General features: G+C 68.7%; 27 protein-coding genes, 1 tRNA gene and 1 other RNA gene. 11 read left to right on the forward strand and 18 right to left on the reverse strand.

The features are described from left to right. Positions 1-72 precede the first annotated feature (72 nt). Positions 73-846 carry an HpcH/HpaI aldolase family protein gene (locus tag FB473_RS14460; RefSeq protein ID WP_167170228.1) on the reverse strand — a complete coding sequence of 258 codons (774 nt, stop codon included), beginning with the start codon at positions 844-846 and terminating at the stop codon, positions 73-75. A gap of 173 nt (positions 847-1,019) precedes the next feature. Between FB473_RS14460 and FB473_RS14465 the strand changes: the two genes are divergently transcribed. Both FB473_RS14465 and FB473_RS14470 read left to right on the forward strand, forming a co-directional pair. After that, on the forward strand, positions 1,020-2,357 hold the full coding sequence (locus FB473_RS14465; RefSeq protein WP_167170231.1) for an MFS transporter: 1,338 nt from the start codon (positions 1,020-1,022) through the stop codon (positions 2,355-2,357). A gap of 75 nt (positions 2,358-2,432) precedes the next feature. Then, positions 2,433-3,176 carry a TSUP family transporter gene (locus FB473_RS14470; RefSeq protein WP_167170234.1) on the forward strand — a complete coding sequence of 248 codons (744 nt, stop codon included), beginning with the start codon at positions 2,433-2,435 and terminating at the stop codon, positions 3,174-3,176. A gap of 9 nt (positions 3,177-3,185) precedes the next feature. On the opposite strand, the gene FB473_RS14475 is transcribed toward FB473_RS14470, so the two are convergent. The 7 genes from FB473_RS14475 to FB473_RS14505 form a co-directional block, all read right to left on the reverse strand. Further along, complete coding sequence (locus tag FB473_RS14475) at positions 3,186-4,718, reverse strand: alpha-amylase family glycosyl hydrolase (RefSeq protein ID WP_208390816.1); 1,533 nt, start codon at positions 4,716-4,718, stop codon at positions 3,186-3,188. A 49-nt stretch (positions 4,719-4,767) separates the two neighbouring features. Further along, a complete protein-coding gene (locus FB473_RS14480; RefSeq protein WP_167170241.1) occupies positions 4,768-5,484 on the reverse strand; it encodes a ribulose-phosphate 3-epimerase in 717 nt (238 codons plus the stop codon). 133 nt (positions 5,485-5,617) lie between these two features. Next, the gene (locus tag FB473_RS14485; RefSeq protein ID WP_167170245.1) at positions 5,618-6,835 is read right to left on the reverse strand and encodes a cobalamin-independent methionine synthase II family protein; all 1,218 of its coding nucleotides are present in this window, start codon (positions 6,833-6,835) and stop codon (positions 5,618-5,620) included. Positions 6,836-6,887: 52 nt separating this feature from the next. Beyond that, positions 6,888-7,652 carry a precorrin-6A synthase (deacetylating) gene (gene cobF / locus FB473_RS14490; protein WP_167170248.1) on the reverse strand — a complete coding sequence of 255 codons (765 nt, stop codon included), beginning with the start codon at positions 7,650-7,652 and terminating at the stop codon, positions 6,888-6,890. A 169-nt stretch (positions 7,653-7,821) separates the two neighbouring features. Next, positions 7,822-8,484, reverse strand: a complete 663-nt coding sequence (locus FB473_RS14495) for a DUF6320 domain-containing protein (protein ID WP_167170251.1) — start codon at positions 8,482-8,484, stop codon at positions 7,822-7,824. Next, positions 8,481-9,884, reverse strand: a complete 1,404-nt coding sequence (locus FB473_RS14500) for an alcohol acetyltransferase (RefSeq protein WP_167170255.1) — start codon at positions 9,882-9,884, stop codon at positions 8,481-8,483. Before FB473_RS14500 ends, FB473_RS14495 begins: the two co-directional genes overlap by 4 nt. Continuing rightward, positions 9,881-10,852: an alpha/beta hydrolase gene (locus tag FB473_RS14505; protein WP_167170258.1), complete on the reverse strand. Its 972-nt coding sequence runs from the start codon at positions 10,850-10,852 to the stop codon at positions 9,881-9,883. Before FB473_RS14505 ends, FB473_RS14500 begins: the two co-directional genes overlap by 4 nt. A gap of 391 nt (positions 10,853-11,243) precedes the next feature. Between FB473_RS14505 and FB473_RS14510 the strand changes: the two genes are divergently transcribed. After that, on the forward strand, positions 11,244-12,128 hold the full coding sequence (locus FB473_RS14510; RefSeq protein WP_167170261.1) for a PrsW family intramembrane metalloprotease: 885 nt from the start codon (positions 11,244-11,246) through the stop codon (positions 12,126-12,128). Positions 12,129-12,341: 213 nt separating this feature from the next. Here FB473_RS14510 and FB473_RS14515 read toward each other — a convergent pair whose 3' ends face one another. Next, positions 12,342-13,541, reverse strand: a complete 1,200-nt coding sequence (locus FB473_RS14515; RefSeq protein ID WP_208390817.1) for a Fic/DOC family N-terminal domain-containing protein — start codon at positions 13,539-13,541, stop codon at positions 12,342-12,344. 184 nt (positions 13,542-13,725) lie between these two features. Between FB473_RS14515 and FB473_RS18625 the strand changes: the two genes are divergently transcribed. After that, entirely contained in the window at positions 13,726-13,995 is a 270-nt protein-coding gene (locus FB473_RS18625; protein WP_208390818.1) for a DUF3892 domain-containing protein, read from the forward strand. Positions 13,996-14,131: 136 nt separating this feature from the next. Here the strand turns inward: FB473_RS18625 and FB473_RS14525 are convergent. Further along, positions 14,132-14,219: transfer RNA gene (locus FB473_RS14525), tRNA-Ser, on the reverse strand. A gap of 432 nt (positions 14,220-14,651) precedes the next feature. Between FB473_RS14525 and FB473_RS14530 the strand changes: the two genes are divergently transcribed. Then, positions 14,652-15,551 carry a universal stress protein gene (locus FB473_RS14530; RefSeq protein WP_167170264.1) on the forward strand — a complete coding sequence of 300 codons (900 nt, stop codon included), beginning with the start codon at positions 14,652-14,654 and terminating at the stop codon, positions 15,549-15,551. A 43-nt stretch (positions 15,552-15,594) separates the two neighbouring features. Further along, positions 15,595-15,691: signal recognition particle sRNA small type (gene ffs / locus FB473_RS14535), an RNA gene on the forward strand. A 24-nt stretch (positions 15,692-15,715) separates the two neighbouring features. On the opposite strand, the gene FB473_RS14540 is transcribed toward ffs, so the two are convergent. Next, entirely contained in the window at positions 15,716-16,843 is a 1,128-nt protein-coding gene (locus FB473_RS14540; protein WP_167170267.1) for an N-acetylglucosamine-6-phosphate deacetylase, read from the reverse strand. Positions 16,844-16,956: 113 nt separating this feature from the next. Here FB473_RS14540 and FB473_RS14545 point away from each other — a divergent pair, with 113 nt between their 5' ends. The 3 genes from FB473_RS14545 to recR all read left to right on the forward strand — a co-directional run bounded on the left by FB473_RS14545 (position 16,957) and on the right by recR (position 20,419). Then, positions 16,957-19,419, forward strand: coding sequence for a DNA polymerase III subunit gamma and tau (locus FB473_RS14545; RefSeq protein ID WP_341770148.1), 2,463 nt, complete (start codon positions 16,957-16,959; stop codon positions 19,417-19,419). Between the two features lie 78 nt (positions 19,420-19,497). Then, positions 19,498-19,806 (forward strand): YbaB/EbfC family nucleoid-associated protein, encoded by a 309-nt coding sequence (locus tag FB473_RS14550; RefSeq protein ID WP_167170270.1) that lies wholly within the window; start codon positions 19,498-19,500, stop codon positions 19,804-19,806. Positions 19,807-19,819: 13 nt separating this feature from the next. Beyond that, positions 19,820-20,419 (forward strand): recombination mediator RecR, encoded by a 600-nt coding sequence (gene recR / locus FB473_RS14555; RefSeq protein WP_167170273.1) that lies wholly within the window; start codon positions 19,820-19,822, stop codon positions 20,417-20,419. Positions 20,420-20,579: 160 nt separating this feature from the next. Here recR and FB473_RS14560 read toward each other — a convergent pair whose 3' ends face one another. Continuing rightward, positions 20,580-21,296: a DUF1707 SHOCT-like domain-containing protein gene (locus tag FB473_RS14560; protein ID WP_167170276.1), complete on the reverse strand. Its 717-nt coding sequence runs from the start codon at positions 21,294-21,296 to the stop codon at positions 20,580-20,582. Between the two features lie 472 nt (positions 21,297-21,768). On the opposite strand from FB473_RS14560, the gene FB473_RS14565 reads away from it, so the two are divergent. Then, entirely contained in the window at positions 21,769-21,918 is a 150-nt protein-coding gene (locus tag FB473_RS14565) for a hypothetical protein (RefSeq protein WP_167170280.1), read from the forward strand. A gap of 149 nt (positions 21,919-22,067) precedes the next feature. Then, entirely contained in the window at positions 22,068-22,316 is a 249-nt protein-coding gene (locus FB473_RS14570) for a hypothetical protein (RefSeq protein ID WP_167170283.1), read from the forward strand. Between the two features lie 87 nt (positions 22,317-22,403). Here the strand turns inward: FB473_RS14570 and FB473_RS14575 are convergent, their stop codons facing one another. From FB473_RS14575 to FB473_RS14600, 6 genes are all read right to left on the reverse strand, one after another. After that, complete coding sequence (locus FB473_RS14575) at positions 22,404-23,897, reverse strand: multicopper oxidase domain-containing protein (protein WP_167170288.1); 1,494 nt, start codon at positions 23,895-23,897, stop codon at positions 22,404-22,406. A gap of 3 nt (positions 23,898-23,900) precedes the next feature. Further along, the gene (locus FB473_RS18510; RefSeq protein ID WP_208390819.1) at positions 23,901-24,158 is read right to left on the reverse strand and encodes an SHOCT domain-containing protein; all 258 of its coding nucleotides are present in this window, start codon (positions 24,156-24,158) and stop codon (positions 23,901-23,903) included. A 348-nt stretch (positions 24,159-24,506) separates the two neighbouring features. Then, positions 24,507-24,770 (reverse strand): metal-sensitive transcriptional regulator, encoded by a 264-nt coding sequence (locus FB473_RS14585; protein WP_106298885.1) that lies wholly within the window; start codon positions 24,768-24,770, stop codon positions 24,507-24,509. An 80-nt stretch (positions 24,771-24,850) separates the two neighbouring features. Then, positions 24,851-25,246, reverse strand: a complete 396-nt coding sequence (locus FB473_RS14590; RefSeq protein WP_106298886.1) for a DUF302 domain-containing protein — start codon at positions 25,244-25,246, stop codon at positions 24,851-24,853. A gap of 37 nt (positions 25,247-25,283) precedes the next feature. Then, positions 25,284-25,655 carry a thioredoxin gene (gene trxA / locus FB473_RS14595; RefSeq protein WP_106298887.1) on the reverse strand — a complete coding sequence of 124 codons (372 nt, stop codon included), beginning with the start codon at positions 25,653-25,655 and terminating at the stop codon, positions 25,284-25,286. A gap of 101 nt (positions 25,656-25,756) precedes the next feature. After that, positions 25,757-26,566: a hypothetical protein gene (locus tag FB473_RS14600; protein ID WP_167170291.1), complete on the reverse strand. Its 810-nt coding sequence runs from the start codon at positions 26,564-26,566 to the stop codon at positions 25,757-25,759. Positions 26,567-26,629 lie beyond the last annotated feature (63 nt).

Raw genomic sequence — 26,629 nt, forward strand, 5'->3', positions numbered from 1 at the left:
TCGACAGGCTCAGGGATCGTTGACAGGCTCAGGGACCTTCGACAGGCTCAGGGACCGTTGATGAGTGTTTCCCTAGGCGGTGGCGAGGCGGGCGACGAGTTGCTTGGTGGCGTCGATGAGCAGCAGCGAGTCCATCCCGTAGGTCACCGAGTCGAATCCCTGCTCGTAGCGCATCCTGGTCTCCTCGTAGGAGGACGCGTAGATGAAGGTCAGCTTGCCGGCGTCCCGGCAGGCCTTGACGACGCGCTCGATGGCGGCCTGGTGGTCGGGATTCTCGAAGTCGCCGGGTCGCCCGAGCGCCGCGGACAGGTCGAACGGGCCGACGAAGATGCCGTCCACACCGTCGATCGCGGCGATCTCCTCGATCTGCTCCAGACAGCCGACCGTCTCGCACTGGGGGATGAGCAGGGTCTCGGTGTTGCTGATGCGGAAGTAGTCGTCGAGGTTGCGGGCCCAGTCCTGCGTCCAGTACGCGTTGCCGGACGTGGGGGCGATCCCGCGTTCGCCCAGCGGGAAGTACTTGCCCCAGGTCACGATCTCGCGAGCCTCCTGCGCCGACCGGACGTTGGGGATGACCAGGCCCATGGCGCCCGCGTCGAGCATCTTGAGGATCGCGGCACGGCTCGAGTCCTTGACACGGACGAAGGGTGTCGTCCCCGTGAGCCTCGCGGCCCGGATGAAGGACATGGCGCTCTCGACCTCGAACGGGCCGTGCTCGGTGTCGATGATGATGTAGTCGAGACCGGCAAGCCCCAGACATTCGGCGGTGGTCGCGCTGCCGGTCTGGAAGAATGTCCCCAGGGGATGCCCGTTGTTCTCGATCTTGGATTTGACAAGGTTTTTCATGGTTTCTCCGGGAGGATGATGTGTTCGCGACACCGCTGTCGCACCACGCGTGAGCGGTCACAGCCTATCGTTCGCGGCGCCGCCGGGCCGGGGTCGGCATGCCGTGGAACAAAGCCGGGCCAAGATCGCGTTGTGTATCAAGCGATCAGACGCCCCACGCGGTGAGGAGCCCGATGCGGACATTCCACCAGGTGCTGGTGAACACCCTGCTGGCCAACGTGACGACCGGCATGGTCTGGTTCGGCCTGGTCTTCTGGGCGTATCTGGAGACGCGGTCGGTGCTCGTGACCTCCGTGCTGGGCGGGTCGTACATGCTGTTGATCGCGTTGGCGAGCGTCCCCTTCGGCACTCTGATCGACCGGGTCCGCAAGAAGACCGCGATGACGGTGGCGACGGTGGCGACCGGTGTGGCGTTCGCGGCCGGGCTCGTCCTGGTGCTGCTGGTGCCCTCCGACGTGCTCCTCGACATGGGTGGGCCGGCGTTCTGGGTGCTGGTGGTGGTTCTTCTGTGCGGGACGGTCGTCGAGTCGATCCGCGGGCTGGCGCTGGCCACCTGCGTGACGATGCTCGTCCCGGCCGATGACCGGCCACGAGCGAACGGGCTCGTGGGGATGACCCAGGGGGTGGGGCTGGCGGTCAACTCCGTGGTCTCGGGCCTGGCCGTGGGGTACCTCGGGATGGGCTGGCTGCTCGCGGCCGGGGTCGTGCTCATCGCGCTCAGCGGCCTGCACCTGGCGACGCTGCGCATCCCGGAGCCCGAGGTCGTCCACGCCGAGGGGGTGCCTGCCAAGGTCGATTTCGTGGCGGCGTTCCGGATGGCCGGCGCCGTGCCGGGCCTGCTCGGGCTGATCGTGTTCTCCACGCTCAACAACCTGCTCGGCGGCGTCTACATGAGCCTGATGGATCCCTATGGCCTCGAACTGGTCTCCGTGCAGGCTTGGGGCCTGCTGTGGGGCGGGCTGAGCATGGGCTTCATCGTCGGTGGTGCGATCATCCAGCGCACCGGGCTGGGCGCCAATCCGGTGCGGACGCTGCTCGCGGTCAACGTGGCCATGTGGATGCTCGGCGCGACGATGACGATCCGCGAGTCGATCGTCCTGCTCTCGATCGGGATCTTCTTCTACATGGCGCTCATCACCTACGCCGAGGCATCGGAGCAGACGGTGCTGCAGAAGGTGGTGCCTTTCGCCCAGCAGGGCAGGGTCTTCGGGTTCGCGCAGGCCGTCGAGCTGGGCGCGGCTCCCCTCAGCACGTTCCTCGTGGGGCCGCTGGCCGAGTTCTGGATCATCCCGTTCATGGAGTCGGACGAGGGCAGGCGCTCGCTGGGCTGGCTGCTCGGCGAGGGGACGACCCGGGGCATCGCCCTGGTCTTCGTCATCGCCAGCGTGGTCGGCCTGGGCCTGACGATCCTGGCGTTCTGCTCGCGGCCGTACCGCGTCCTGTCGCGCACCTACGACGCGGCCACGGTCAACGAGGTGATCGGTGAGGACGCCGGCACCCGGCCCGAGTGATCGTCCCGCCGTTTCGGGCGGTCCCGGTGACCGAGCAGATATCCTGTAGCCTGCGCTGGTGGACAGGGGTTTGTCGTGATCGAGCCTGTGTGGATCCTCGGCGGAGTGGCCGCGATCATCATCGGCATCTCGAAGACGAGTTTTGGTGGGCTCGGGTCCGTCGCGGTGGCGTTGCTGGCCTTCACGATGCCCACGAAGGAATCGACGGCGGCCGCCCTCCTGCTGCTCATCACCGGTGACGTGATCGCCGTCTTCCGCTACCGCAAGAACGCGGACTGGCGGCTGCTGCGTGCCCTGCTCCCGGCCGTGTTGCCAGGTCTCCTGCTCGGTGCGGGGTTCATCCGGCTCGTGGACGACACCGTGCTGCGCCGTTCGATCGGTGTCATGCTCGGGGCATCGGTGCTGGTCCAGTTGCTGCTCACGTGGGCGGGCAAGGCCAACCAGCGCAAGGACGACGCCCCGCCGCCGCGGGCCCTGAGCATCGGGGCCGGTGTGGCGGCCGGTTTCACGACCATGACGGCGAACGCCGCCGGGCCCGTCATGGCGCTCTACCTGCAGCTGGCGCGGGTGGAGAAGATGCGCTTCCTCGGCACCTCTGCCTGGTTCTACGGCCTCGTCAACGCGGCCAAGACGCCGCTCACCGCCTACCTGGGGCTTTTCACCCCCCGCGTGCTGCACACCGCGCTCGTCCTCGTGCCCCTGGTGCTCGTGGGTGCGGCCATTGGCATGAAGCTCATCCACAAGGTGGATCAGCGATTCTTCGACGTCTTCACGCTGTTGACGTCGATCGCCTCGGCCGTCGTCCTCGTCGTGGTCTGAGGGAGGCCCTCACTTCACGCGCTTGTACGGCGTGTAGCCGTGCCGGGGCTCCCGGTCACCGACGAGTACGACCGCCGTGTGCGGTGGAAGCTCGATGGTGACGGTCGCCCGATGGGAGACGTGGCGCCGACCCGTGAGCTGGTCGATGAGCCCCGAGGAGTCCATGAGCTTCGAGTCGGGCAGCAGCACCGTCTCACCGACGGTGTCCGCGGACGGATTGGCCAGGACGAACACCGCGTCCCCGATGCGGTCGGTGTATCGCTCGAAGCCGATGAGCCGCTCGGTGACGAGCCATCGTAGGTCGCCGATACGCAAGGCGCGGTGGCTACGGCGGATGTCGAGCAGCTGGCGATACCACGCGAGGGTCGGGTTGCCGTCGGTCACCCTGTCCCAGCGCATGGGTGCGCGGCTCTCGGGGTCGTCCCCGCCACGCTGACCCAGCTCGGTGCCGTAGTACAGGTTCACCGCGCCGGGAAGGGTGAACTGCAGCACGGTGGCCAGCCGTCGCGCCGCGTCGTCGCGGATCGTGTTCGCGACGCGCGCGGTGTCGTGGTTGTCGAGATAGATCCAGCTCTTCAGCAGATGCTCGTAGTCGGCGTCCGCGTACAACCGGGTGAGCATGCGCTGGGCGTGCGGGGCGGCGATCGTCTCGTCGGCCAGCCGCAGCAGGATCTCGCGGAGCGTGAAGTGGAGTACGCCGTCGAGTTCCGGGAACCATTCGGCGGGGTAGTTGCAGATCTCGCCGAGGACGAGCGAACCCGGCTTCTCGGCGTGGGCAGCGGCCGTGATCTCGCCGAGCAGGCTCATGCCGAGCTCGAAGGCGACGTCGAGGCGCCAACCGTCCGCCCCGTCGCGCAGCCATGAGCGGACCACCGAGTCCGCACCCCCGTAGACGTAGTCGCGCAACCCGTCGTCCTCGAGGTTCAGCTCGGGCAGGTTGGTCGCGTTCGCCCAGCTGCGCGCGCCGCCGGGGTAGGCGTCCGAGAAATCGAACCAGGTGCGCGTGGGCGCGCTGGGGTCGGCCAGCGCCGCCTGGAAGGCCGGTGACTGGCGTCCCATGTGGTTGAACACGCCGTCGAGGACGAGCCGCATGCAGCGCCCGTGCAGGTCGTCGGCCAGCGCCACGACGTCGTCCCGGGTGCCGTACTCGGGACGCACCTGCTGGTAGTCGAGGGCGTCGTAGCCGTGGTTCGTCCACGCGAGATGGATCGGGCACAGGTAGACCACGTCGGCACCCAGCCGCTGGATGTGGTCGAGGCGCCCGCGCAGGCTTGCGAGGTCGCCGCCCCAGAAGTCGATCTCGTGCGACCAGACCTGGTATTCCGGCAAGAACATGCCCTGATCAGGAGATTCGTCCCACGACCGAAGATGTTTGGGTGCGGGGTAGAGGCGCCGCTTGGCCTGCGGATCGTTCGGCGGAGCGAAGCGATCGACGATCACCTGGTAGACGATCGCGCCGTTGCGCCAGTCGGCCTCGCGGGCCTCGTAGCGCCCGGCGACGGCCCGGTCGTGAGTGTTCGCGTAATCCGGGTGGGGGGTCACGACCTCCATGGTAGGTGGACGCCGGTCACCCCGCTTCCCGGTGCGGGCCTCAGGCGGGCTGTCTGCGCAGGCGGGCCAGTGCGTCGGGATCGTGGACGAAACCGTGCGCTCCCATGGCCTGCTCGAACACCTCGGTGGCCTTCGCCAGCCCGAGCTCGGGGTCGTAGGTCGCGTAGATACCGGTGATCGTCACCTCGAAGCCGAGTTGAAGGCTGTGCAGCGCCACCTCATGGGTCACGCCCCCGTCGACCTCGATGAGCGCCGTCGACCCCGTCTTCTCGCGCAGCGCCACGAGCTCGGCCATGCGCTCGAACGACCCGGGCAGCATCTTCTGGCCGGAGATCCCCGGCTCGACCGCCATGAAGTTCACGTAGTCGGCGAGAGACAAGTAGGGCTCCAGCACATCGACACGCTGTGACGGGTTGAGGACGACGCCCGCGCGCATGCCGTGCGCCTGGATCGCGGTGATGGTGCGGCGGGCAAAACGGGTGGCATCGGACGGGAAGCTCACCGCGTCGCAGCCGGCTTCGGCGAGCCGCTCGATGTAGGGATCCACATCGGTGACCATGAGGTGCGCGTCGGTCACGAGGTCGGGGTACGTCTGTTTGATCTCGGACACGATCGACAAGGGGAAACAGAGGTTGGGGACGTAGTGGCCGTCCATGATGTCGATATGCACCAACGTGATGCCGTTGGCCACGTGCGCGGCGAGATCGTCGCCGAGCCGGAGCAACGGGGAATTGGCGATGGACGGGGCATTGAGCATCTGTGCGTCTCCTTCATTGGAGGATCCAGGAAATAGGGCCGACCCCAAGACTAGGGCGCGGACACATGATGAGGACGGGTGTCCCAATGCGGAAGGTTGAGAGGCGACTATGCCCCTCAACCTTCCGCAATGATCAACGGACGTGCTGAGGGAGCAGGGAGCCGGCGCGGCGGGCGCCCTCACCGAGGGCCTCGAGCTTCGCCCAGGCGATGTCGGGGTGGACGCGTCCCCCCAGGCCGCAGTCTGTGGACGCGATCACCCGGTCGGGGCCGACGGCCTCGACAAAACGGCCGATGCGCTGCGCGACGAGATCGGGGTGCTCGACGACGTTGGTCGCGTGGCTCACGACGCCCGGAACCAGGACGAGATCGTCCGGCACCTCGATCTCGCTCCATACCGTCCATTCGTGCTCGTGGCGCACGTTGCCGGCCTCGAACGACAGCGAGCCAACGTTTGCCTGGAGCACGATCGGCAGGATGTCGGCGATCGGGATGTCGGTCACATGGGGGCCGTGCCACGAACCCCAGCACAGGTGCAGACGCACCCGTTCCCTGGGCAGCCCGGCGATGGCGTGGTTGAGCGCGTCCACCCGGGCCTTGACGAAGCCCTGGTAGTCGGCCACGCTCGGCTCGGGGTTGATCTGATCCCAGCTCTCCGCCAGCGAGGGGTCGTCCAGTTGCAGGATCAGGCCGGCATCGATGATCGCCGCGTACTCCTCGCGCAGCGCATCCGCCCAGGCCCACAGGTGCTCCTCGTCCGTGGCGTAGTACTCGTTCCACACGCGCGCTGCGCTACCGGGGGCGATCGCCGTGAGGAAGCCCTGCTCGCCGGGGTGCAGTGCCGCAGTGAGGTTGCCGATGTCGGCCGCCACGGCCGCCTGGCCCCGGTAGGTGAGGGGGCCTGTGGTCGTCGGGAAGGCGGTTGCGGTCCTGCCTGTGGCCACACCGCTGTCCGGGTCGTTGTAGGCGGCGGGGAACAACTGGCGGTCGCGGCGGTCGGCGAACGACGTGAGCCGGACGTGGCCCGGGGTCGACCTGACGGCGGGTTGGGTGAAGGCGTTCACCTCGGTCAGCGACAGCCCGCTCACACGCTGGAACGAGTACGACCACCAGGCGCCGAAGTCGTTGGCGTTCGACATGGCCTTGCCGAACTCGCCGTCGCCGACCAGCGTGACGCCCGCGGAGCGTTGGCGTTCGACGACATCTGCGACCGCTTCGCGCACCAGCCGATCGAACTCGGGAGTCGACTCGAGGGTGAAACCGTCGTCCGACACGGTGCGGGCCGCGTTGGCCGCCATGAGTGCACTGGTTCGTGGCAGGCTTCCGGCTGTGGTCGTCTGGATGTCAGGCATCGGGATTCCTCTCGTCTCGCATCGCGTCCCGGCGAGGCCGTGTCTGCCGACTCTAGCCGCGCCGGCGGAGCAGGTAGGTGTCGAAGATCCACCCCTTGCGAGCGACGGCCTCGTCCCGCACCCGAAGGATCTCGCCGCGAACCTCGGCCAGCGGGCCACGGATGAGCGTCTCGTCCGGGGTGCCGAGGTAGGCGCCCCAGTAGATGTCGATGCCCGCGGGGTCGATGGTGGCGAACAGCCCGCGGCTGTCGAGCATCACGACGGCGTCGTCCACACCGGCGGGCAGGCCACCGGACAGCAACCGGGCCGGCATGATCTGCACCGCCCGGCCCTGCCGGTTGAGCGGGACGCCGTGACGCGCGGTCAGCGCGTGGACGGCGCTGATGCCCGGGATCACACGGCGTGTCAGCGTGGTCCCGTCGGACGCGGCCACCAGCTCGTCCACGATCGCCAGCGTGCTCTCGTAGAGGCTGGGGTCGCCCCAGCACAGGAAGCCGCCCACCTGCCCATCGGCCAACTCGGCGGCGACCGCCGCACTCCACTGCTCCAGCCGCTGCTTTCGCCATGCGCTCACGGCGGCGTTGTAGTCGGGGGCGGAGCGCCACGGCCGTTGCGCGTCGCGAAGCTCGACGGTGCGCAGGGGCTCCGTGCGGTGCCGCTCGACGACGGCCCGGCGGGCCTCCACGAGATCGTCCAGGTCTTCTTCCTTGAGGACGACGAACAGCACGTCGAGCCGTTGGATCGCCTTGACCGCTTCGAGCGTCAGCCAGTCCGGGTCACCGGCGCCGATGCCTACGAGCAGCAACTCGCGGCTCATGCGGTGGCCCGTCGCGTCAGCAGCAGGGGGCCGGACGAGCGGCCGTCTCGTGGCCGGGGGGAGTGCTTCATGACGGCAACGCTATCGCTGTGAGCCGGGGTCGCCCCCTCGTGGATCCGCCCAGGTGGCTCGTCTCCGCGTCGATCGCGGACCCGCGGTGGTGTCGTCCTCACACCTGCAGACGTTTGCCCAACTCATGGCGGATCTCCGCGCCCCGGAAGGCCTGCATTGCGCCCAGCATCGCCACGCCCAGGCCCACCGAGATCCAGGACGGCAACGGGTGGGTGACCCATCCGAGAACGAGGAACAGACCGGGCACCATGCTCATCAGAAGAGTCAGCCACGAGTAGACGAGGTAGTCGTTCGGGCGCATGCGTGCGATCCTGACGGCGATCAGCAGCGCCACGATCGAGGCGGTGCAGACGCTGGGGATGACATAGGTCGTCGACCAGCCGTGCCAGCCGTCCAGGTAGTCGGAGTACGCACTCAGCAGCGAGACGATCACGACCATGTACACGATGCTCTTCGCGACGTTGCGGCGTTTACGGACGGCGATGATGACGACCAGCCACAGGGCGGCCAGCCCGAGCCCCGCCAGCCGCAGGCCGTCGAGGGGCGCCGGGAAGACCACCAGCGCCAGCAGCGTGGCGGCGATGACCACGAGCGAGACCAGCGTGAGCACACGCACGACCTGCCGCGTGTCGAATCGGAGCGGGACATCGGGCCACGGGGCCGGGGCTGCGTCCGGCTCGCCGCTGAGGGTCTCGCGGCACAGCGGGCATCTGAGCCAGTCGCCGCGCACGTCCGCGTCACAGCCGGGGCAGTGGGTCATCGTCGGCTCGCCCCCAGATCGTCGACGGTCACCTTCGACGCCGACACCGTCACGTGGACGCCTTGCGCGGTGAGCGAGCGGACGAAGGCGCTCTGGAGGGCCGTCTCGATGAACGGTGACGTGAAGCTCACCGTCAGCCGGTCGCCGTGGCTCACTGCGCAGAACTGGGGCCGTGCCGCGGACACCTGCAGGAAGACCGCCCCGACGTGTGCGTCGGCCGGGCCCGGGAAGCCGATGCGTCCGAGGTTGGAGACCGCGATGGTGAGGTTCCGGTTGTTGAACCGGTTGATCGTGCCGAGCACCAGGTCCTTGAGAGGACGAGGGACGATACGGGCGACGGGGTTGAGCTCGAATCCGATCAGCTTCTGCAGCTTCGCCTCGAGCGCCTCGGGGGTCGTCTGTGCACGCAACTGCTCGTGGAGCGCCTGGCCCAGCGCCGTCACGCCGTCGTCGGCGCCGTGGGGGTCGTCGTCGAAGGTGTGCTCGAGTCTGGTCGTGGCGAAGAAGTTGCGGGCCGAACCGGACGGGAAGTGCTGGCGGAGGTCCACCGGCACCGAGACCGCCATCGTCGGATGCCACCCGGGACGGGCGTCCACGATCAGGATCGCATGGAGGAACAGCGCCGTGAGGTAGGCCGTGAGAGAGACGCCATGACTGTGAGCCAGCGTCAGGAGGGGCTCGGCGGGCATCTCCAGCTCGACGACATGGGTTCGGTTGTCGGGTGTGCGAGTGCCGAGGACGCGATGGACGCGTCGTCGGCCACGTAGCCGCAGGCCTCCCATGATCGGGGTGCGCGGCCGGCCGGTGGCGGGAGGTCCGACCGCCCTGCTCCCCGCGTCGAGGGACGCCGGCCGGGCAGCGTCGGCGAACGCCTGCGTCCGGCCGGGAGCGAAATAGGTCATGAAGCTGTCGGTGGCCAGCGCCTGTTTCACTTCGGTGGGCATGGCGTGGCCCGGGAAGTCCTCCGGGTGACGCAACGCGATGTACTGGGTGACCAGGTCCTGGAACACCCACAGGGCACCCGTGCCGTCCGAGAGTGCGTGGAAGACCTCGAGGACGATCCGGTTGCGGTGGTACGCGACCCGGAACAGCAGCTCGCGCCGGTCGAAGTGGTAGAGGTGATCGCAGGGCGGGAGTTCGTCGGGGACGACCTTCGGCCGCAGGTCGCTTTCTTCGAGGTAGTACCAGAACACTCCTCGCCGGAGCACGGAGTGGTAGAGCACGTACTGGTCGAAGACCCCGTCGAGCGCCCGCTGCAGCAGCTCCGGATCGACGTCGGCCTCGAGCTCGGCCGACAGGCGGAAGACCTTCGAGTCGACGTCGCTGGTCGCCGCCAGGAAGATGTTGGACGCGTTGTCGAGGCGAACCCACGTCCGCCTGGCCCATCCCAGCCTGGTCATCGCCCGCTCGTCTCGGACGCGGCCCCCAGGAAGTCGTCGATCACCCGGCACGCGAGGGTGACCGGCCGCACGAAGCGGGGCAGCGTGAGGAAGCCGTGGAGCGCCCCGGTGATCCGCTCGACCCTGACCTGGTTGCCAGAGGCGCGCAACGCATGCGCATACGCCTCACCCTCGTCGCGCAGGAGGTCCAGTTCGGCACTCACCACGAGCGTGGCGGGCTGCCCCGAGAGGTCGGCCGCCAGCAGCGGGGCGATGAGAGGATTCCCGCGTGCCTGCGGGTCGGGTTGGTAGAGGGCCATGTAGTCCTCCACCTCGAGGGCCGTCAGACGCAGTCCGGTGCCGTAGAGCCGAACCGACTCGAACGGCGAGGTCCCCGGGTCGTGGTCGAACCAGGTCGCGGGGTAGAGCAGCACCTGGCGTCCCGGCATCGGGCAGCCGCGTGCACGTAGCCGCAGGGAGACCGCAGCGGCCAGGTTGCCGCCGGCCGAATCGCCGATCAACGTGATCGCGGACGCGTCGTCCAGGCCCACCAGGCCGGGCTCGCGCAGCAGCACCCCGGCCACGCGGACGCAGTCGTCCAGGCCCGCGGGGAAGGGATGTTCGGGTGCCAGCCGGTAGTCGACCGCGAGCACCACACGACCGGTGAGGTCGGCGAGGGCAGCGCAGGCGGGCGTGTAGCTCTCGATGTCGCCGGTGACCCAGCCTCCGCCGTGGAAGAAGAGCAGGACGTCCCCGTGCTCGCGCTCACGGGGCTGGAAGACCCGCACCGGTATCTCGCGGGATCCGTCGTCCGCGAGGATCGCCCGGTCGAGGAAGCGATAGCGACGAGGGGTGCCGGCGAGAAAACGCTGGAGCCTGCGGACCTTGGGATAGTCCTCCAGCATCCTCACCCGGGGTGCCGCGAACAGCCTCAGCACGGCACGGACCACGGGGTTCACCCGGCTGTCGGCGGGCTCGTCCGCGCTCATGGGCCCAACCCTACGTGGTGGCCGGGACCAAATGCCCGTTGAGCCTGTCGAAACGGTGCGCATCAGCAGCGTGGCATCGTTGCGACCCGGCGAGGAGCGTCGTGCCTTGTCGTTCGCCCAGGTGCGTCGACCGCATCGGAACAAGTCTCGGTGATCGCGAACTTCTCAAGGCCCAGCGAGCGCCGGCCCGCCCGTCGATAATTGAGATCGAGCATATGCACACACGAGTCATGTGGAGGACGACGATGCTCAGACCCGAAGGCGCCGGCCCGGCACCGATGGCCTTGTTCGACCAGCCCCGCAGGCGACCCGCCGGTCCCACGGCAGACGTGAGTTGTGCGCGTCCCGAGGACACTGCCGCACGCGGCCCCAGACCTCCGCGGGAGGACCGATGACATACGGAACCCCTGGCTTCGCCGCACCCAATGCGCCGGTCGCCTTCGCAGACGAGCGGTCGTGGCCACGTCGCCTGCTGTGGCTCCTGGTTCTGGTCGGCGGTGTCGTCGCCTACGTCGTCGTGCTGTTCGCCCTCGTGCAGACCGAGAACCTCAACCTCTTCCCCGCGTTGCTGCTGATCGGGTCGGTCACGGTTCCGGCCGCGACACTGGTCTTCGCGGAGGACGGCGGGGCTGCCCCGACCGCGCCCGTGGGCATCGTGGTGTTCGCGGCCATCGTCGGCGGAGTGATCGGCATCCTGGCCGCGAGCATCCTCGAGTACGACACCTTGCGCGGCCTCGGTTCGGTGCCGATGATCTTCGTCGGTCTGATCGAGGAGGCTGCCAAGCTCATCGTGCCGCTGGCGCTGTATCTGCTCTGGCGGCCCCGCGATCCGCGCGGCGGTATCGTCATCGGCGTCGCTTCCGGCATGGGCTTCGCGGCGTTGGAGACGATGGGCTACGGCTTCCAGGCGCTGTTGTCCGCGCGAAGCCTGGCGGCCGTGGACGACACGCTGCTGCTGCGGGCGTTGCTCTCACCGGCCTGCCACATCGCCTGGACGGGCATGAGCGTCGCGATGCTCTGGCGCATCCGGACCTCACCGAACAAGGGTCGTGCCGTGCTGGCGTTCGTGGCTACTTTCCTCGCAGCCGCGATCCTGCATGCCCTGTGGGACGCGAGCACCTCGATCGCGGTGCACGGTGTGATCGCGATCATCGGTGTCGTCGTGCTCCTGACGTTCATCAGGCGGGCGCACCGCCGGCAACTTCGAGCGGTGGACTTCGGGTACCCGGATGCGGGCAGTTCGCCGTTCCCCGGAGCAGGGGGCCGTCCCATCTGAGCTGTGCCGCCCGGGTGGGTCATGACAGCGTCCTCTGCGCGTCTGCGCGTCTGCGCGTCTGCGCGTGACCTGTATATGACCGAATAGCGCCTGTTTCAGTAGCGCCTGTTTCGCTGCAGCAGGCGTCGCTGCGCTTCCGGCTCGGCGTCGAAACCCTCCGCCGCTGCGGTAGCACGGGATGTCTCTGCGGCTACCGGATCGACAGCCGGCTCATTACTGCTCGAGCAGGACGTCCAAGACCCGCGGCGCGTGGAAACGCCGACCGTACACCCGCTCATCGTAGGGAGCGAGGATGCTGTGAGTGACGAGCGAGTCGATCAGCTTCTTGGCGCCAGCGTTGCCGATACCCAAGGCTCTGGCCGCCTGAGCGACAGTGAACGTGGGTTGGCCGACAGCGAAGTCGACGAGCAACCGCGCGTTTCCGGTACGGATCGGGGTCGACTGGAGACGCTCCTTCAGTTCAGCCTGGACCGCAGCCAGAGCCAGCATCCGTCTCCGCGCAGCCTCGGCCGAGTCCGCCAGACCCTGCGCGAAGAACTCGACCCACGTGGACCAGTCGCCATCGGTCGAGACACCAAGCAGCGCGTCGCAGTACTCCGTCCGCCGCGCCTCGAACCAGGTTGATACCGAAAGCGTCGGCTCGGTGAGAACGCCGGACGCGTACAATTGCAGGACGATCAGCAGCCGTCCGAGCCGTCCGTTGCCGTCGTGGAACGGGTGGAGCGCCTCGAACTCGTAGTGGCCCATGGCTGCAGCCACGACAGGATCGATGAGATCGCAGTGATCAGCCTGCATCCACACAATCAGGTCACGCAGTCGCGCTTCGAGATCGGCTCCGGGAGGCGGCGGCACGTACCGCGCAGCCTTGATCGGTATCTCCCCCGGCGGCACACCCTCCCTGCGTCCGATCACTACCTGCACCGGTCGCACCTGCCCAGAGTGCTCGCGCTCCGACGACGTTCCGCGCATGAGCATGCCTTGCAGATTGGCCAGGCTGGACGAACCCCAACCCCGGCCCTCCTCCGCCCAGCCAAACGCGGTCTCGGCCACGATCACGTAGTTGAGCACTTCACGAAGCGAAGGGTCCTGCACGTCATCGGAGTCGGCGGCGAGTACCCGCGCCAGCGGTTCGTAGGTGCCTTCGAGCGCGGCAGTCGATTGGGCCTCCAGCCGCAACGTCGAACTCCGGAAGAGCCTGGGATTGGGCAGCCTCTGGGCGGTGGAGTCGAGGGCTGCCAGAGCCGCACGTGCATCGCCAACGTGCCGGTAAGCCCGCCCGCTCAGCTCAGGGCTGTCATCTGATAGCGGGCTTGGGAGAAAGGCCCAGTGCTTCCACGCACCACCGCCGGGAAGTGAGCCGCTGATCGGAACGAGCTCGCCGAACGGCGCCTTCTGGAACAGTTTGACGTCCACAACGCAACACTACTGGCCATTGTGGAAACTTTCACCGGTGTGATTGATCCAGTTGAAGGCGATCGCTGAGATCACTAATGCCCGGGGTCTGAGCGGGGGCGCCTCGGGTGACTGTCAGAGCCTTCTGAGACTGTGCGGTTGAGACCCGAGAGCCGGGGATCGCAAAGCTGAAAGGAAGGTGGACGTGTCTACCTACATCACCGCAGTCCGGATGAGTCCCTCGACTGCGAACGACCACAAGCACATCTCCGAGGTGCGTTGGGAGCAACCTGGCAAGACCGACAGCTGCACGAGGCAGGCGATGATCGACTTCATCGACAAGGGCAATGCGGTCTACGTCCATGGGTCGCCCGACGCTCAGGTCGGAGTTGTTCGAGCGACACCGCCATACCTGCGCACGTACGCTGACGGGACTGGACGAGCAACCAGTTGGGCTTGCCGCGCTTTTAGGTAGACGGTCCGACGTCCCCGCTCCGCCTACCAGAGCCACTCCGCGAAAGATAGCGCACATTTAGCGCACAACGGAGACTGTCGCCTTGCACCGTCCGGCAAGATGCTGATTCCCGCCCTGGTCAGAGCGGGAATCATGCTGGCGGAGGATACGAGATTCGAACTCGTGAGGGCGTGAACCCAACCCGCTTTCCAAGCGAGCGCCATAGGCCTCTAGGCGAATCCTCCGCCGGGCATCTTATCCGGACGCAAGCGCGGACGCCAACCACTGGCGAGATCGGGAGTCGCCGACGGTAGTTCGCTCCTTTCGCGGCCCTTTTCGCGCGGGTGCTGTGTGTTGTCGCGGGCGATCTGAGGCCCGCGCGAAGCCACAGCGTCCGCGTGAGGTCAGGCGGGCCGCGTGAGGATGCGACTGGGGGCTGATGTGGACCGCGTGAGGGCAGGCGGTGGGGCAGGTAGGGCCGCCGGAGGTGCCGGAGAAAACCCGACTCGCCCGGAGAGCCGGAGCGGCAGGAAGACCTGTGGCCATCTCGCGTCATCGCCTCGAAGAAAGGGCGCAAACCGCGAAGTCGGCGACGGAAACGGGGCGTATCGCATAAACTGGGAGATCAACAAGTCAATACCATCGCGATGCGATGTCGCATCTCCTAGGAGGGGATCATGGCTACCGAGATCCAGTCCGCAGGCAAGGTCGTCGTCGGTACTGATTGCTCCAACAGGGCCGACAAGGCGATCGAATGGGCAGCGAAGACGGCCTCCTCACGCGGGTACCCGCTCCTGGTCGTCTCGGTGCTCCCAGAGGTGCCGCTGCCGAAGCGGACCCGCGCCGCTTCCGCTCTGCGTGAGGGCACCGATTACGTCAATCAGCTCCGAGAGCAGGTCGGCAAGAAGCTCGCCGATATCGCCGATCGGGTGCGCGGCTACCATCCGACGCTCGTGGTGGAGACCGCGCTCGTCCAGGGCAGCGCTCCGCTGGTGCTGGCGCAGGCATCGAAGGACGCCGTCATGGTCGTTGTGGGAGCCCGGGGCCAGACGGCTCCACCGGCCGTCCGGATCCTGGGCGGAACCGCCGATCAGGTGACCTCGCATGCGCACGGCCCGGTCGCGGTCATCACCGATCTGAGCGAGGAGGACCATGGCGGTCCCGTCGTCGTCGGTGTCGACGGCTCGGACGAGTCCAAGGTGGCCATCGGTATCGCGTTCCGGGAAGCGGCTTCGCGGCACGTGCCCGTGCGGGCGATCAACACCTGGGACTTCGGGCCTTACGACGCCTTCAACGCCGAGATCTGGGCGGCGAGCATCGACGAGATGGCCGAGGACCTCACCTCGATGGTGAACGACCTGGTCAAGGACGAGGCCGCGAAGCATCCCGAGGTGGCGGTGCAGGTCGATGTTGTCCGGGGTCGTCCGGAGTTCGTGCTGGTGGACGCGTCCAAGAAGGCATCGCTGGTCGTGGTCGGGTCTCGGGGGCGTGGCGGATTCGCCGGGCTTCTGCTCGGCTCCACCAGCAAGCACGTCCTCCGCGAGGCGCGCTGCCCGGTCATCGTCGCACGTACCTGAGCCCGAGTTGGGTTCCGGGCGGTCCGACCCCCTAGAATGGACGAACGGTCCCCCGCGCGGCGGCACCTCACCCAACCCCCCCAGGGCCGGAAGGCAGCAAGGGTAAGTGGGCTCTACCGGGTGCGCGGGGGGCCCCTTTCGTCCCGGGCTCGACGGGCCCGCTCTCAGGACGAGGCCACCGGATCGAGCCAGCGTCCGCGTCGCATGACTCTTTGCACCCCGAAGGCCGAATCGACCAGGAGTAGGTCGGCACGCGCCCCGACCTTGAGGACGCCGCGGTCGGCCAGCCCGTAAAGCCGAGCGGGGGTGGACGTCGTCGCCGCGATGACGTCGGGCATGCCGGCCAGCAGACGAAGCTGATCGGCCAGGTGTGAGGTGCCGCCGGCGAGCGGCGGCTCGTCCCCCGGCTGGTCGAGCCGGGCGACTCCGCCGGTGACACGCACGGGCATCGTCCCCAGCAGGTGGGAGCCGTCGGGCATGCCTGCGGCGGCGATCGCGTCCGACACGAACACGACGCGCCCGGGCGGCAGCATCGTCAGCACAGCGGCCACGGTCTCGGGCGCGAGGTGCACCCCGTCACCGATCAGCTCCACGGTCGCCTGGCCGGACGCCGCGGCTGCCAGCAGGGCGGGAATGGGCCCGGGGCTGCGGTGATGCCATTGGTCCATGCCGTTGAACAGATGGGTGGCGACGTCGGCGCCGCAGCCGATCGCGTGCTGGACGACGTCGTAGCTCGCCGCGGTGTGGCCGATCGCGATGTGCACCCCTTCTTCGACAAGGGCGTCGATGAGCAGATCGGCATCCTCGATCTCGGGTGCCAGCGTCACCTGGCGAAGGTAGCCGCCGGCGGCCCGCAGCAGCCGGTCGATCTCCACAGGGTCGGGGACGCGCAGCCAGCGCGGATCGTGTGCGCCGCGCTGTGCGGGGGACAACCAGGGCCCCTCGAGGTGGATGCCGTCGAGCAGGCCGTCGTCGCAGAGTTCGGAGAGCATGCGGACGCTGCGCAGGAGGTCGTCGGGAGATGCGGTGACCAGGCTGCCGAACACGGTGGTCGCACCACGGCGGTGCTGGTACTCGGCGGCGCTGGCGGCCGCCTCGATGTCGGGGTCGGTGAACGCGAAGCCGCCCCCGCCGTGGCAATGCGTGTCGACGAGCCCGGGCAGGATGAAGCCGTCGTGGTCCCATGCGCGTCCGGTCTGGGGTTCGACGGCGGTGATCTGCTCGTCGGTGATGGTGATCGTGACCGGTTGGATGCGTCCCGTCGCTGTGACGCCTGGTCCAGTGATCTGCATGACTACAGCCTTGCTCCCCGCGCACGCTCCGGGGAGGTTTTCTCGCGAGACCACAGGGCGGGTGGCGTTCGGCCCGGCGTGAAAGAGTCGTCCTCGGGCAATAGGCTGGCCAGGTGGACGACGACCTGGACCTCGGCACGCTCGATGGGGACGAGCAGGACGATGACGTGCTGGACTACCAGCAGGACGGTCTCGACCTGTTCGGTGAACCTCTGGCCGATCCCAGGCCCGCCTGCGACATCGCCGCGGACGCCGGTGAACTGCTGGACCTCGCGGATTCGGTGAACGAGATGCCCGAGGACGCCGGAGAGCCGGGGTCCGAGGACGCTCGTGTAGTCGGCGACTCGGAGTCCCGTGACACAGTTCCTTCAAATTCCGGCGAGCCCGGTCCATCAGCGCAGTCGGACGGTGTGTCGCGCCCGACCCGGCCGAATCGAAGGAACTCAGTCACGACCGCGTCGGCGTCCGATCCCGATCCGCAGGCGGCGACACGGCCGGAGGCTCCGCTCGCGCTGTACCGGCGCTACCGGCCCGACACGTTCGCCGACGTCATCGGCCAGGAGCACGTCACCGAGCCGCTGATGCGCGCGATCGCGAACAACCGGGTCAACCACGCCTACCTGTTCAGCGGCCCGCGTGGCTGCGGCAAGACGACCAGCGCCCGCATCCTCGCGCGGTGCCTCAACTGTGCCGAGGGCCCCACGCCCACCCCGTGCGGGGTCTGCGACAGCTGCCGTGCGCTGGCCACCGGCGGTCCCGGAAGCATCGACGTCATCGAGATCGACGCTGCGTCCCACGGCCGGGTGGACGACGCCCGCGAGCTCCGCGAGGGCGTCTACTTCGCGCCGGTGGCGAGCCGCTACAAGGTGTACATCATCGACGAGGCGCACATGGTGACCAAAGAGGGCTTCAACGCCCTGCTGAAGGTCGTCGAGGAACCGCCCGAGCATGTGAAGTTCATCTTCGCGACCACCGAGCCCGACAAGGTCATCGGGACGATCCGGTCGCGCACCCACCACTATCCCTTCCGCCTGGTGCCGCCGAAGACGCTCGCCGCCTACCTTGAACGGATCTGCGACGAGGAGGGCGTCAGTGTCGATCGCGGCGTCCTGCCGCTCGTGGTGCGTGCCGGCGCGGGCTCGGTGCGCGACTCGCTGTCGGTGCTCGACCAGCTGCTCGGTGCCGCGGGCGAGACCGGGGTCAGCTACCGGCAGGCGGCCGCGCTGCTCGGCTACACCCCTGACGCGCTGCTCGACGAGATCGTGGACGCGTTCGCTGCGGGCGACGGGCGGGGGGTCTTCGCCACGATCGACAAGGTGATCGAGATCGGTCAGGACCCGCGCCGGTTCGCCGAGGACCTGCTGGAACGGTTCCGCGACCTCGTGATCATCGCGCAGGTGCCGGACGCGATCTCGTCCGGTCTGATCGATGTGGCCGACGACCAGGCAGAACGTCTGCAGACGCAGGCGGCTGCCCTCGGCCCGGGCGAACTCACCCGGGCGGCCGAGGTGATCGCCGAGGGGCTGGTGCAGATGCGCGGGACCACGGCTCCCCGGCTGCACCTCGAGCTGCTGTGCTCGCGTGTGCTGCTGCCCGCCTCCGATCTCGGTGGACGCGACGTCCATGCCCGGCTCGACCGGATCGAGCGGCGTCTCGACATGCCCGATGTGATGCCCGGGCGTGCCCAGCAGACCCCGGCGTCCTCGCCCGCCTGGGACGACGCACCGGCCGAGCGTCCGGCGGCTCCCCGGCCGACCCCGACCCGCGCTCCGGAGCCCGAGCCCTCGTCCACCGCGGAACCTCAGGAGACGGCGTCACGTCGGCAACGCCCGGCCAGGCGTCCCGCGGCCTCGCCCGCACCCACCCCGGATGCGGCCCCCGGCGCCCCGAGCACCACTCCCGCCGCGGAAACCGGTCAGCCGTCACGCCGTCAGCGTCCGGCGAGGTCTCCCGCGGCTGCCGGACAGCAGGCTCCCGCGTCCGCACCCGAGCCGGAAACCCCCACCGTGACCGCAGGCGCCGGCGTGGAATCGATCGGTACGGCCGACGTCCGGCGACTGTGGCCGCAGGTATTGGACGAGGTCAAGTCGCGCAAGCGGTTCACGCATGCGCTGCTCAGCCAGAACGCGCACGTCATCGAGGTGCGCGGCCGCGACCTGCTGCTGGGGTTCGCCAACCAGGGGACGCTGGAGCGATTCCGGGACGGCGGCAGCGCCGATGTTCTGCGGGAGTGCCTCATGGAGGTGCTGGGCGCCGACCTGCACGTCGTCTCGGCGGTCGACGGAGGCCCGATCCAGCCCGGGCCTGCACCGCAGCCCGCCCGCGCGTCCACCAGCGGCCGTCGTGCGTCGCATCAGGCCTCGCCGGACGATCCGCGGCCCTCCGCCCACACGTCTCGTCCCGACCCTGCTCCGCAGACCGAGCGGGTCGCGCCTCCCGAGCCACCGGACGACCCGCCCGAGCCGGACGACGAGATCTCGGAGTCGGACGTCGTGATCGACGACTCGAACCAGGATGCCGCCGAACTCCTTGTGCAGAGCCTCGGCGCTGAGATCATTGACGAACAGGACAGCTGAATCGACCGTACCGGCCGGTTCGACCGCCGCACGACATCGGCTACCGCCGGAGCCGGGCAACCGCCAGAAAGGAAACGCATGTTCCCCGAGGGAATGGACATGGGCGCGCTCCTCGAGCAGGCGCAGGCCATGCAGCAGCAGTTGCAGCAGGCGCAGGACGAGTTGGCCAACGCGACGTTCGTCGGCACAGCCGGCGGAGGTGTCGTCGAGGCGACGATGACCGGTGGTGGCGAGCTGATCGGGCTCGTCATCAAGCCGGAGGCCGTTGACCTGGACGATCTCGAGTCGCTCAGCGATCTGGTCATCGCCGCCGTGCGCGATGCGAGCCAGCAGGCCGTCACGAGGGCCCAGTCGGTGATGCCCGATCTGGGCGGCCTGGGTCTCTGAGGAGTTCGCCGCAGTGTATGACGGACCGGTCCAGGACCTGATCGACGAGTTGGGTCGCCTTCCCGGCGTCGGGCCGAAGAGCGCTCAGCGCATCGCGTTCTGGCTGCTCGATCAGCCCGCTGAGGACGTGGAGCGCCTCGCCCACGCGCTGATCGAGGTGAAGCAGAAGGTGCGCTTCTGTTCGGTCTGCTTCAACGTGACCGACGAGGAGGTCTGCCGCATCTGCCGCGATCCGCGGCGCGACCGCTCGTCCATCTGCGTGGTGGAGGAGAGCAAGGACGTCGTGGCGATCGAACGCACGCGAGAGTTCCGCGGGCGCTACCACGTGCTCGGCGGGTCGATCAGCCCGATCGCGGGGCGTGGCCCCGGCGACCTGCACATAGCCGAACTCGTCCGGCGGCTCGCGGACGAGTCGATCACCGAGGTGATCCTGGCCACGAACCCCAACCTGGAGGGTGAGGCCACGGCGACCTATCTCGCGCGGTTGCTCGGGCAGACCCCGGGCATCCAGATCAGCAGGCTGGCCTCGGGGCTGCCGGTGGGCGGCGACCTCGAATACGCCGATGAAGTGACCCTGGGAAGGGCGTTCAGCGGCCGTCGCTATGTGAGCTGATCGACCCTCGTCGTTGCTCGTTGTCCTTCGACAAGCTCAGGAACCGTCTGTCGAAACGAGCGTTCCCGACGAAGCGTCCTTTCGACGGGCTCAAGGGCCGTGATGCTCGTTGAGCTTGTCGAAGCGAGCAGAGATGCGCGTCCCCCCGAGGGGACGGCGCTCAGCGGAGAGGCTCGCCGATCTCGAGTCGCTTGACCGCGACGCCACCCATCAGCCCGATGCCGTTGACGATGACCCGTGGGGAGTCCGGGCTCGGCAGGTGTGCGGCGCGGGCGTCCTCGGTGTGCTCCCAGCCGAAGCCGCCCATGAACCCGACGCCCGACAGGCGCACGTCCATGTCGGGCGGGACGATGACCTCGACCCCACCCATGACGCCGACGCAGGTGATCGTGGTCTCCCGCTCGGAGAACACGGCCTCTCGCAGATCGATCACCGCGCCACCCATGAACCCGACGGCCACATGAGTGGGGGCGACGACCCATCGTCCGACCCGTTCGTGCCCGCTCATCACCCCGATCGTCAGGTGGTCACGCGGTTCGTCGGGATCCGCGTACCGGACGGGCAGGTTGTCGTTCTCGGAGTGCCAGGAGTCCTGGATCGAGCCGCCCGTGGCGGGCCGCGTCGTGGCCAGGTCGGTCGCGGCCTGGCCCGGAACCCCGTAGGCGTCCGGCGTGGAGTAGGTGCCGAGGTCGGAGAGCAGCGCATCGAGGTCGTCGATGTAGGTCGCCTCGAGCGCGGTGTTGGTCCGCTCGCGGAACTCGCTCACACCGAGCTTGCCCGCGCGCCAGGCGGTTGTCAGCCGCTCGATGGCGTGCTGCCGATCGGCGTCTCCGGCGCGCAACCGGGGACGTGAAGCCCAGTCGGGGGTTTCGGTCATGTGCCAACTTTTGCATACCGGCAGATCGACCCGGCACCGGCGTGCGAACCTGACCCTCACGTGGCTAGGATCACGGATGGGCCTGTTGCAGATGATGTGCATGCCCGTACACAGACCGGTGGCCTGCTGCCCTATCCCCCGAGGGGCAGTGGGCCACCTCTGTGTTGTAGGTGCGTGTGACAAGGGACGTGTGGTCCTTGAGCTCGTCGAAAGGACTTCGACAGGCTCAGCCGGCATGTGACCGACGCACAACGAATGTGCCGGAAGGGCAGCCAGCCCTGAGGGAACTTGCATCGCGCCAAGGAATCCTAGCGATGGCAGTTCGGATGCTGGTTCCCCGGATAGGGATAGCCCGGGTAGCACCAGCACCATGGCCAGTTTCCCCAGTAGTCGCAGTAGCACCCGTAGTGGTGGCAGCACCCGTAGTAGTAACAGCAGCCGTACTCGTCGTTGCCGGGGCCACACTGCGGGCTTGAGGGGTCTCCTGGTGTCGGTGTTGGTGTTGGCGTCGGTGTTGGCGTCGGTGTTGGCGTCGGTGTTGGCGTCGGTGTGGGTGTTGGTGTGGGCGTGGGCGTCGGTGTGGGTGTTGGCGTCGACGGGTTACCGACGTCGGGAAGGCTGACGGTCGGAGATTCATCGCTGGACTCTCCAACCGAAGGCTCCACCCCGACGGAGTCGTTCCCGTCGTCCGAAGGCGCCGCGTCAGAGGTCGTCCGAGACGGCGCGGACGAGGTGGGTGCAGACATCGTTGACGAAGGAACCTGACCTGCGGTGACCGTGATCGACGGCACGATCTGGCTGATGCTGGACGGTGCCAAAGCCGCTGGACTCGTCGTCTCCGTGCTCGTCTCCGGTGAGGAGGACGAGGTCTCGGAAGTCGGCGCGCTGCTCGAGTGCTGGGGCACCGTGCTCTGGATGGGAGAGGCCGGCATGTCGGTGGAACTGTTGATCCCGCGCACTGTAAGGGTGTGGCTTGCGCTCTTATGTGGCGGGGTTCTGTGGGTACACGGTGGCGGCTGAGTCGGTCACGGGGGCCATCAAACGTGCCGACGTAGTGGCGGCCCTGTCTTGTCGAGCGTTCTCGAGAATGGCCAGTGGGGCCGGGGGTCAGCCTGTCTCGACGGTGGCCATCATGCCGGCGTCTTCGTGGTCGAGGATGTGGCAGTGGTAGACGCTGCGGCCTGGGTGGCGGCTGAAGTCGACCAGGACACGGACCTGCCCTTGGGTGGGGACGTTGACGACGTCCCGCCAGGTGGGTTCGAGGACTGGTTCTCCGTCGGTCTCGATGAGCTGCATGGGCCAGACATGAAGGTGGAAGGGGTGGTCCATCGGGGTGGGGTTGGTGATGGTCCATTCCTCCACCGCACCGGCCGCGACCTGCTGGTCAACCCGGTCCGCGGCGAAGGCGCGACCGTCGAACCCGAGGTCCATCATCTCGCCCATCCCGCCGGGCCCCATCATCGCTCCGCCCATGGTCATGGTGAAGGCGATCTCCCGCCGCCGGTCCACGGGCCGCTCGCGCAGGTCGGGGTCAGCCGTGCGCTCGGGGACCGGGCGGGTAGTGCCGGTGTCCTGCCCGGTGACGGCGAGGGTGGCCAGGGTGACGGGCCCGGACATGCCTGCGCCCATCATGCCCATCCCGCCGCGGTCGTAGCCGAGCGTGCGCAGCTCGCTGGTCCCGTTTCGCATGGTCACGAGCAGGTCCGCGCGGTTGCCGGGGGCCAGCAACACCTCATCCACCGCCCGGGGTGCCGGTTCGTGACCGCCGTCGACGCCGAGCAGCTCCAGGTCCTGCCCGGGCTGGGCCAGGCGCAGGTAGCGGGAGGTGCAGGCGTTGATCACTCGCCACCGTTCCCGCTCACCGGGCCGGGCGGCCAGGCGCGGCTTGTGCTGACCGTTGACCAGGACCAGGTCTCCTTCGCGGCCCATCATCACTTCCTGCGCGGACACCGGTGCGATGGTCCCGTCGGTGGTCAGGGAGATGTCGGAGACGATGAGGCTGCGGTCCCGGCTGACCGGGACCTCGTCACCGGTGACGATGATGGCCCCGTACAGGCCCCCGAAGAGTTGGTCGGCCACCGTGCCGTGCCGGTGGGGGTGGTACCAGAACACCCCGGTGGGATGGTCCTCGGGCAGATCGATGCGGTAGTCGAAGCTCTCTCCGGGTGCGATGCTGATGAACGGGTTGTCCCCGTTGCCCTGCGGGGAGACCACCAGCCCGTGAGTGTGCATGTTGGTCGCGGTGTCGAGCTCGTTGCGCAGGCGAACCTCGAGCCGGTCCCCGGGCCGCACCTGCCAGGTTTGCCCCGGGAGGGTGCCGTTGTAGGTCAGGACCTGTGCCCGCCGCCCGGCGACCTCGGTCACCCGAGCTTCGGCCACGAGGTCCACGCGGAGCACGCCGTCCTGGCTTCGCAGCACCTCGGGTTCCAGCAGCTCACCGCCCGGGACGGCTTCCACGCGGGCTCCCTCCGACGTCGGCGACCAGGTGGACGGGTTGGTCCAGGGCAGCCCGGTCCGGGACAGGCCCACCCCGCCGGCCGCGGCACCGAGCGCACCGAGAGCGCCGAGTTGGAGCGCCCGGCGACGCGTGATCGGTTCCACCCCTCAGCCCTCCCGGTCCCCGGCGAGGCGCCGGCGCCGTTCGTCGTACTCCGCGGCGTCGATCTCTCCCCGGGCGTACCGCTCATCAAGGGTTTCCCGGGCCGGGTTGCGGCCGGTCACCCTTGGGTCACGCGGCCGGCCACGATCGCCCCCGGCCAGGAGACGCATCAGCACCACCACCAGCACGACGATGCCGATCACAAGCAGGGCGAGGAACAACCAGCCCCAGCCCATCCCCGACCCCATCTGGTTCCAACCCACAATCCACCTCCACGCTGAGTCGTAGCGGTCGACACAAGCGGTGCCGTTGTCGGCCGGCGTGACGTACAAGAACGTGACGTACAAGAAAGCGTGTGATCCATCTGGTGACGCCGGTCAGGTCGACGGCGACGTCTTGGTGGTGGCCTTCCAGCTCGCGACAGACGGGCGCGCCCCGCGCAGGGTCTGCCTCTGCACGTCCTGCATCAGCTCACGACCGTCAGTGCCGTGAGCCGGGATGCGTTCCACCTCGATCGCGTTGGTCAGCGCACCGCCCGCGGTGGCCGCGCCGGTGAGGACGAGCAGCTTGAGACGGGCCGAGCTGCGCTGCGCTGGCGCGCGGCGCTCCGGTCAGGCCAGTGAGAGGAAGAGTTTCTGCAGCTTCTGCACATCGAGGGTGTCTTGGCCGTCGGACTCGAGCAGGCACTGCTTCATGCCCGAGGCGATGATCGCGAACCCGGCGCGGTCTAGGGCCTTGGAGACGGCGGAGAGCTGGGTGACGACGTCCTCGCAGTCCCGGCCCTCCTCAATCATGCGCACGACGCCGGCGAGCTGGCCCTGGGCGCGCTTGAGCCGGTTGACGACCTTGCCCATCTCGCTGGGGTCGAGCTCCATGACCGTGCCTCCCTCGTGCTGGTTCAGCCAATTTACCCCGCCGGGTATCGAGCCAGGTCGTGCCCACGGTGTGGTTGTCGTCATGCCCGCTGGAGGGCGGACAGGGCCGTGCGCAGCCGGCCGGCAGCCTCGTCTGCCACGGCGCCGAGCTGGTCGTTGTGGGTGACCCCGACCATGATCTGCGGGTCGAGGGCCTCGACGACGGTGCGGTGCGGGCCGGCGGAGCGCACGACGACGTTGCAGGGCAGGAGCAGTCCGATGGACTCCTCGGCCTGCAGGGCGCGGTGGGCCAGGGGTGGGTTGCAGGCGCCGAGGATGACCTGCGGGGGGATGTCGACGTCGAGCTTGTTCTTCAGTGTCGTGGCCATGTCGATCTCGGTCAGGATGCCGAAGCCCTGCCCGGCCAAAGCGTCGCGGACCGCGGTGACGGTCTGGTCGAACGGCTGGTCGACGGTGGTGGTGATGCTGTAGCTCATGGTTGCTCTCCGTTTCTCGGGTCGGACCTGACCGATGTCAGGCGGACTGCTTTTCCTGCTCCGCCAGCTGCGCGCGGACCTGGTCCATGTCCAGGTCGCGCACGGCCGCGATGACCTGTTCGAGCGCCGCCGGGGGCAGCGCACCCGGCTGGGCGAAGACGCCGATGCCGTCGCGGAAGGCCATCAACGTCGGGATGGAGGTGATGCCGGCCTGGGCGGAAAGGGACTGCTCGGCCTCGGTGTCGACCTTGGCGAACACGATGTCGTCGTGGGCCTGGGAGGCCCGCTCGTAGACGGGGGCGAACATCCGGCACGGGCCGCACCAGGACGCCCACCAGTCGACCAGGACGATGCCGTCCCGGTGGATGGTCTCCATGAAGGCGTGGGCGGTGAGGTTGACGGTAGCCATGTGGCGAACTCCCTTGCGTAGGTCTCCGGAAGATACCCTCCGGGGTATACAACACTCGTGGGACGCCGATATTCCGGTCCGGGTGCCCGCACCGGCGCGGGTCAGCTGGCGCAGCTGGCGTCGGTCTGGGTGAGGCGCTGGAGAAGCCCGAACCCCACCGCGGCGAGGGCTGCGGCGGCCATGGACGGCTGGTGCGGCGCCGCCTGGAGGAACCAGGCGGCCGCCAGGACCGTCATCGCCGCCATGGCCGCGCACGGGGAGCACCCGAGGTCCGGTCGGCGGCCCTTCCCGGGGCCGGGCAGGTAGGTCGCCAGCGTCGCGGCCGCAGCGACCGCCACGAGGGCGACGAGCACGGTCCACAGCGCAGCGGCGGGGAAGCCGCCGCCCGCGGCGACCAGCACGGCGAAGAGTGCGGGTGTGAGCACCGCCGTGGCGGTGACGCGGCGGCGGGGCCAGCGCCCGCCGCCGAGCCGGCCTGCCGCGGCGGAACCGACAAGGACTCGCGACGCCGGTCCGGTGGCCCGCTCACCGGCTGCGGCCGGGGCCAGCAGGACGTCGAGACCGTCACGGCCGCCCTCGAGGTAGGCCCGCCAGGCCGCGCCGGTGGTCCCTGCGCCTGCCTGCCCGACCCAACGGGCGCGCACGACCCTGATCCGGTCGGCCGGGTCGGCTCCCGGCTCGGCCGCGGTGAGCGCGCGTCGGGCCTGGGCCAGGGCGGCGATGGCACCCTCGTGGTACTTCGCCACGGAGCACGCCGAGCCGTCGCGGGAGAGCGTGCACAGGGACTGGTTCCCGGCCGTCTCGGTCAGTCGGGTCATCGCCTCGCGCTGGAGCGCCTCCGCCCGGGCGGCGTGGGCGGGCCCGGTGTCGGCGGGCCCGGTGTCGGTCGTCGGTCTGCAGGGCGCGGTCACTGGCAGGTGCACCGCTGGGCCGGGTCGAGACCGGACAGGACGGCGTCGACGTGCATGCCGCAG

This window comes from Brooklawnia cerclae (assembly GCF_011758645.1).
GTDB classification, from domain to species: Bacteria; Actinomycetota; Actinomycetes; order Propionibacteriales; family Propionibacteriaceae; genus Brooklawnia; species Brooklawnia cerclae.

Bases quoted from the DNA above. Each gene is read 5' to 3' on its own strand.
- FB473_RS14460 (WP_167170228.1), bottom strand. From the start codon at position 846: ATGAAAAACCTTGTCAAATCCAAGATCGAGAACAACGGGCATCCCCTG.
- FB473_RS14465 (WP_167170231.1), top strand. From the start codon at position 1,020: ATGCGGACATTCCACCAGGTGCTGGTGAACACCCTGCTGGCCAACGTG.
- FB473_RS14480 (WP_167170241.1), bottom strand. From the start codon at position 5,484: ATGCTCAATGCCCCGTCCATCGCCAATTCCCCGTTGCTCCGGCTCGGC.
- FB473_RS14485 (WP_167170245.1), bottom strand. From the start codon at position 6,835: ATGCCTGACATCCAGACGACCACAGCCGGAAGCCTGCCACGAACCAGT.
- cobF (WP_167170248.1), bottom strand. From the start codon at position 7,652: ATGAGCCGCGAGTTGCTGCTCGTAGGCATCGGCGCCGGTGACCCGGAC.
- FB473_RS14495 (WP_167170251.1), bottom strand. From the start codon at position 8,484: ATGACCCACTGCCCCGGCTGTGACGCGGACGTGCGCGGCGACTGGCTC.
- FB473_RS14500 (WP_167170255.1), bottom strand. From the start codon at position 9,884: ATGACCAGGCTGGGATGGGCCAGGCGGACGTGGGTTCGCCTCGACAAC.
- FB473_RS14505 (WP_167170258.1), bottom strand. From the start codon at position 10,852: ATGAGCGCGGACGAGCCCGCCGACAGCCGGGTGAACCCCGTGGTCCGT.
- FB473_RS14510 (WP_167170261.1), top strand. From the start codon at position 11,244: ATGACATACGGAACCCCTGGCTTCGCCGCACCCAATGCGCCGGTCGCC.
- FB473_RS14530 (WP_167170264.1), top strand. From the start codon at position 14,652: ATGGCTACCGAGATCCAGTCCGCAGGCAAGGTCGTCGTCGGTACTGAT.
- FB473_RS14540 (WP_167170267.1), bottom strand. From the start codon at position 16,843: ATGCAGATCACTGGACCAGGCGTCACAGCGACGGGACGCATCCAACCG.
- FB473_RS14550 (WP_167170270.1), top strand. From the start codon at position 19,498: ATGTTCCCCGAGGGAATGGACATGGGCGCGCTCCTCGAGCAGGCGCAG.
- FB473_RS14560 (WP_167170276.1), bottom strand. From the start codon at position 21,296: ATGACCGAAACCCCCGACTGGGCTTCACGTCCCCGGTTGCGCGCCGGA.
- FB473_RS14585 (WP_106298885.1), bottom strand. From the start codon at position 24,770: ATGGAGCTCGACCCCAGCGAGATGGGCAAGGTCGTCAACCGGCTCAAG.
- FB473_RS14590 (WP_106298886.1), bottom strand. From the start codon at position 25,246: ATGAGCTACAGCATCACCACCACCGTCGACCAGCCGTTCGACCAGACC.
- trxA (WP_106298887.1), bottom strand. From the start codon at position 25,655: ATGGCTACCGTCAACCTCACCGCCCACGCCTTCATGGAGACCATCCAC.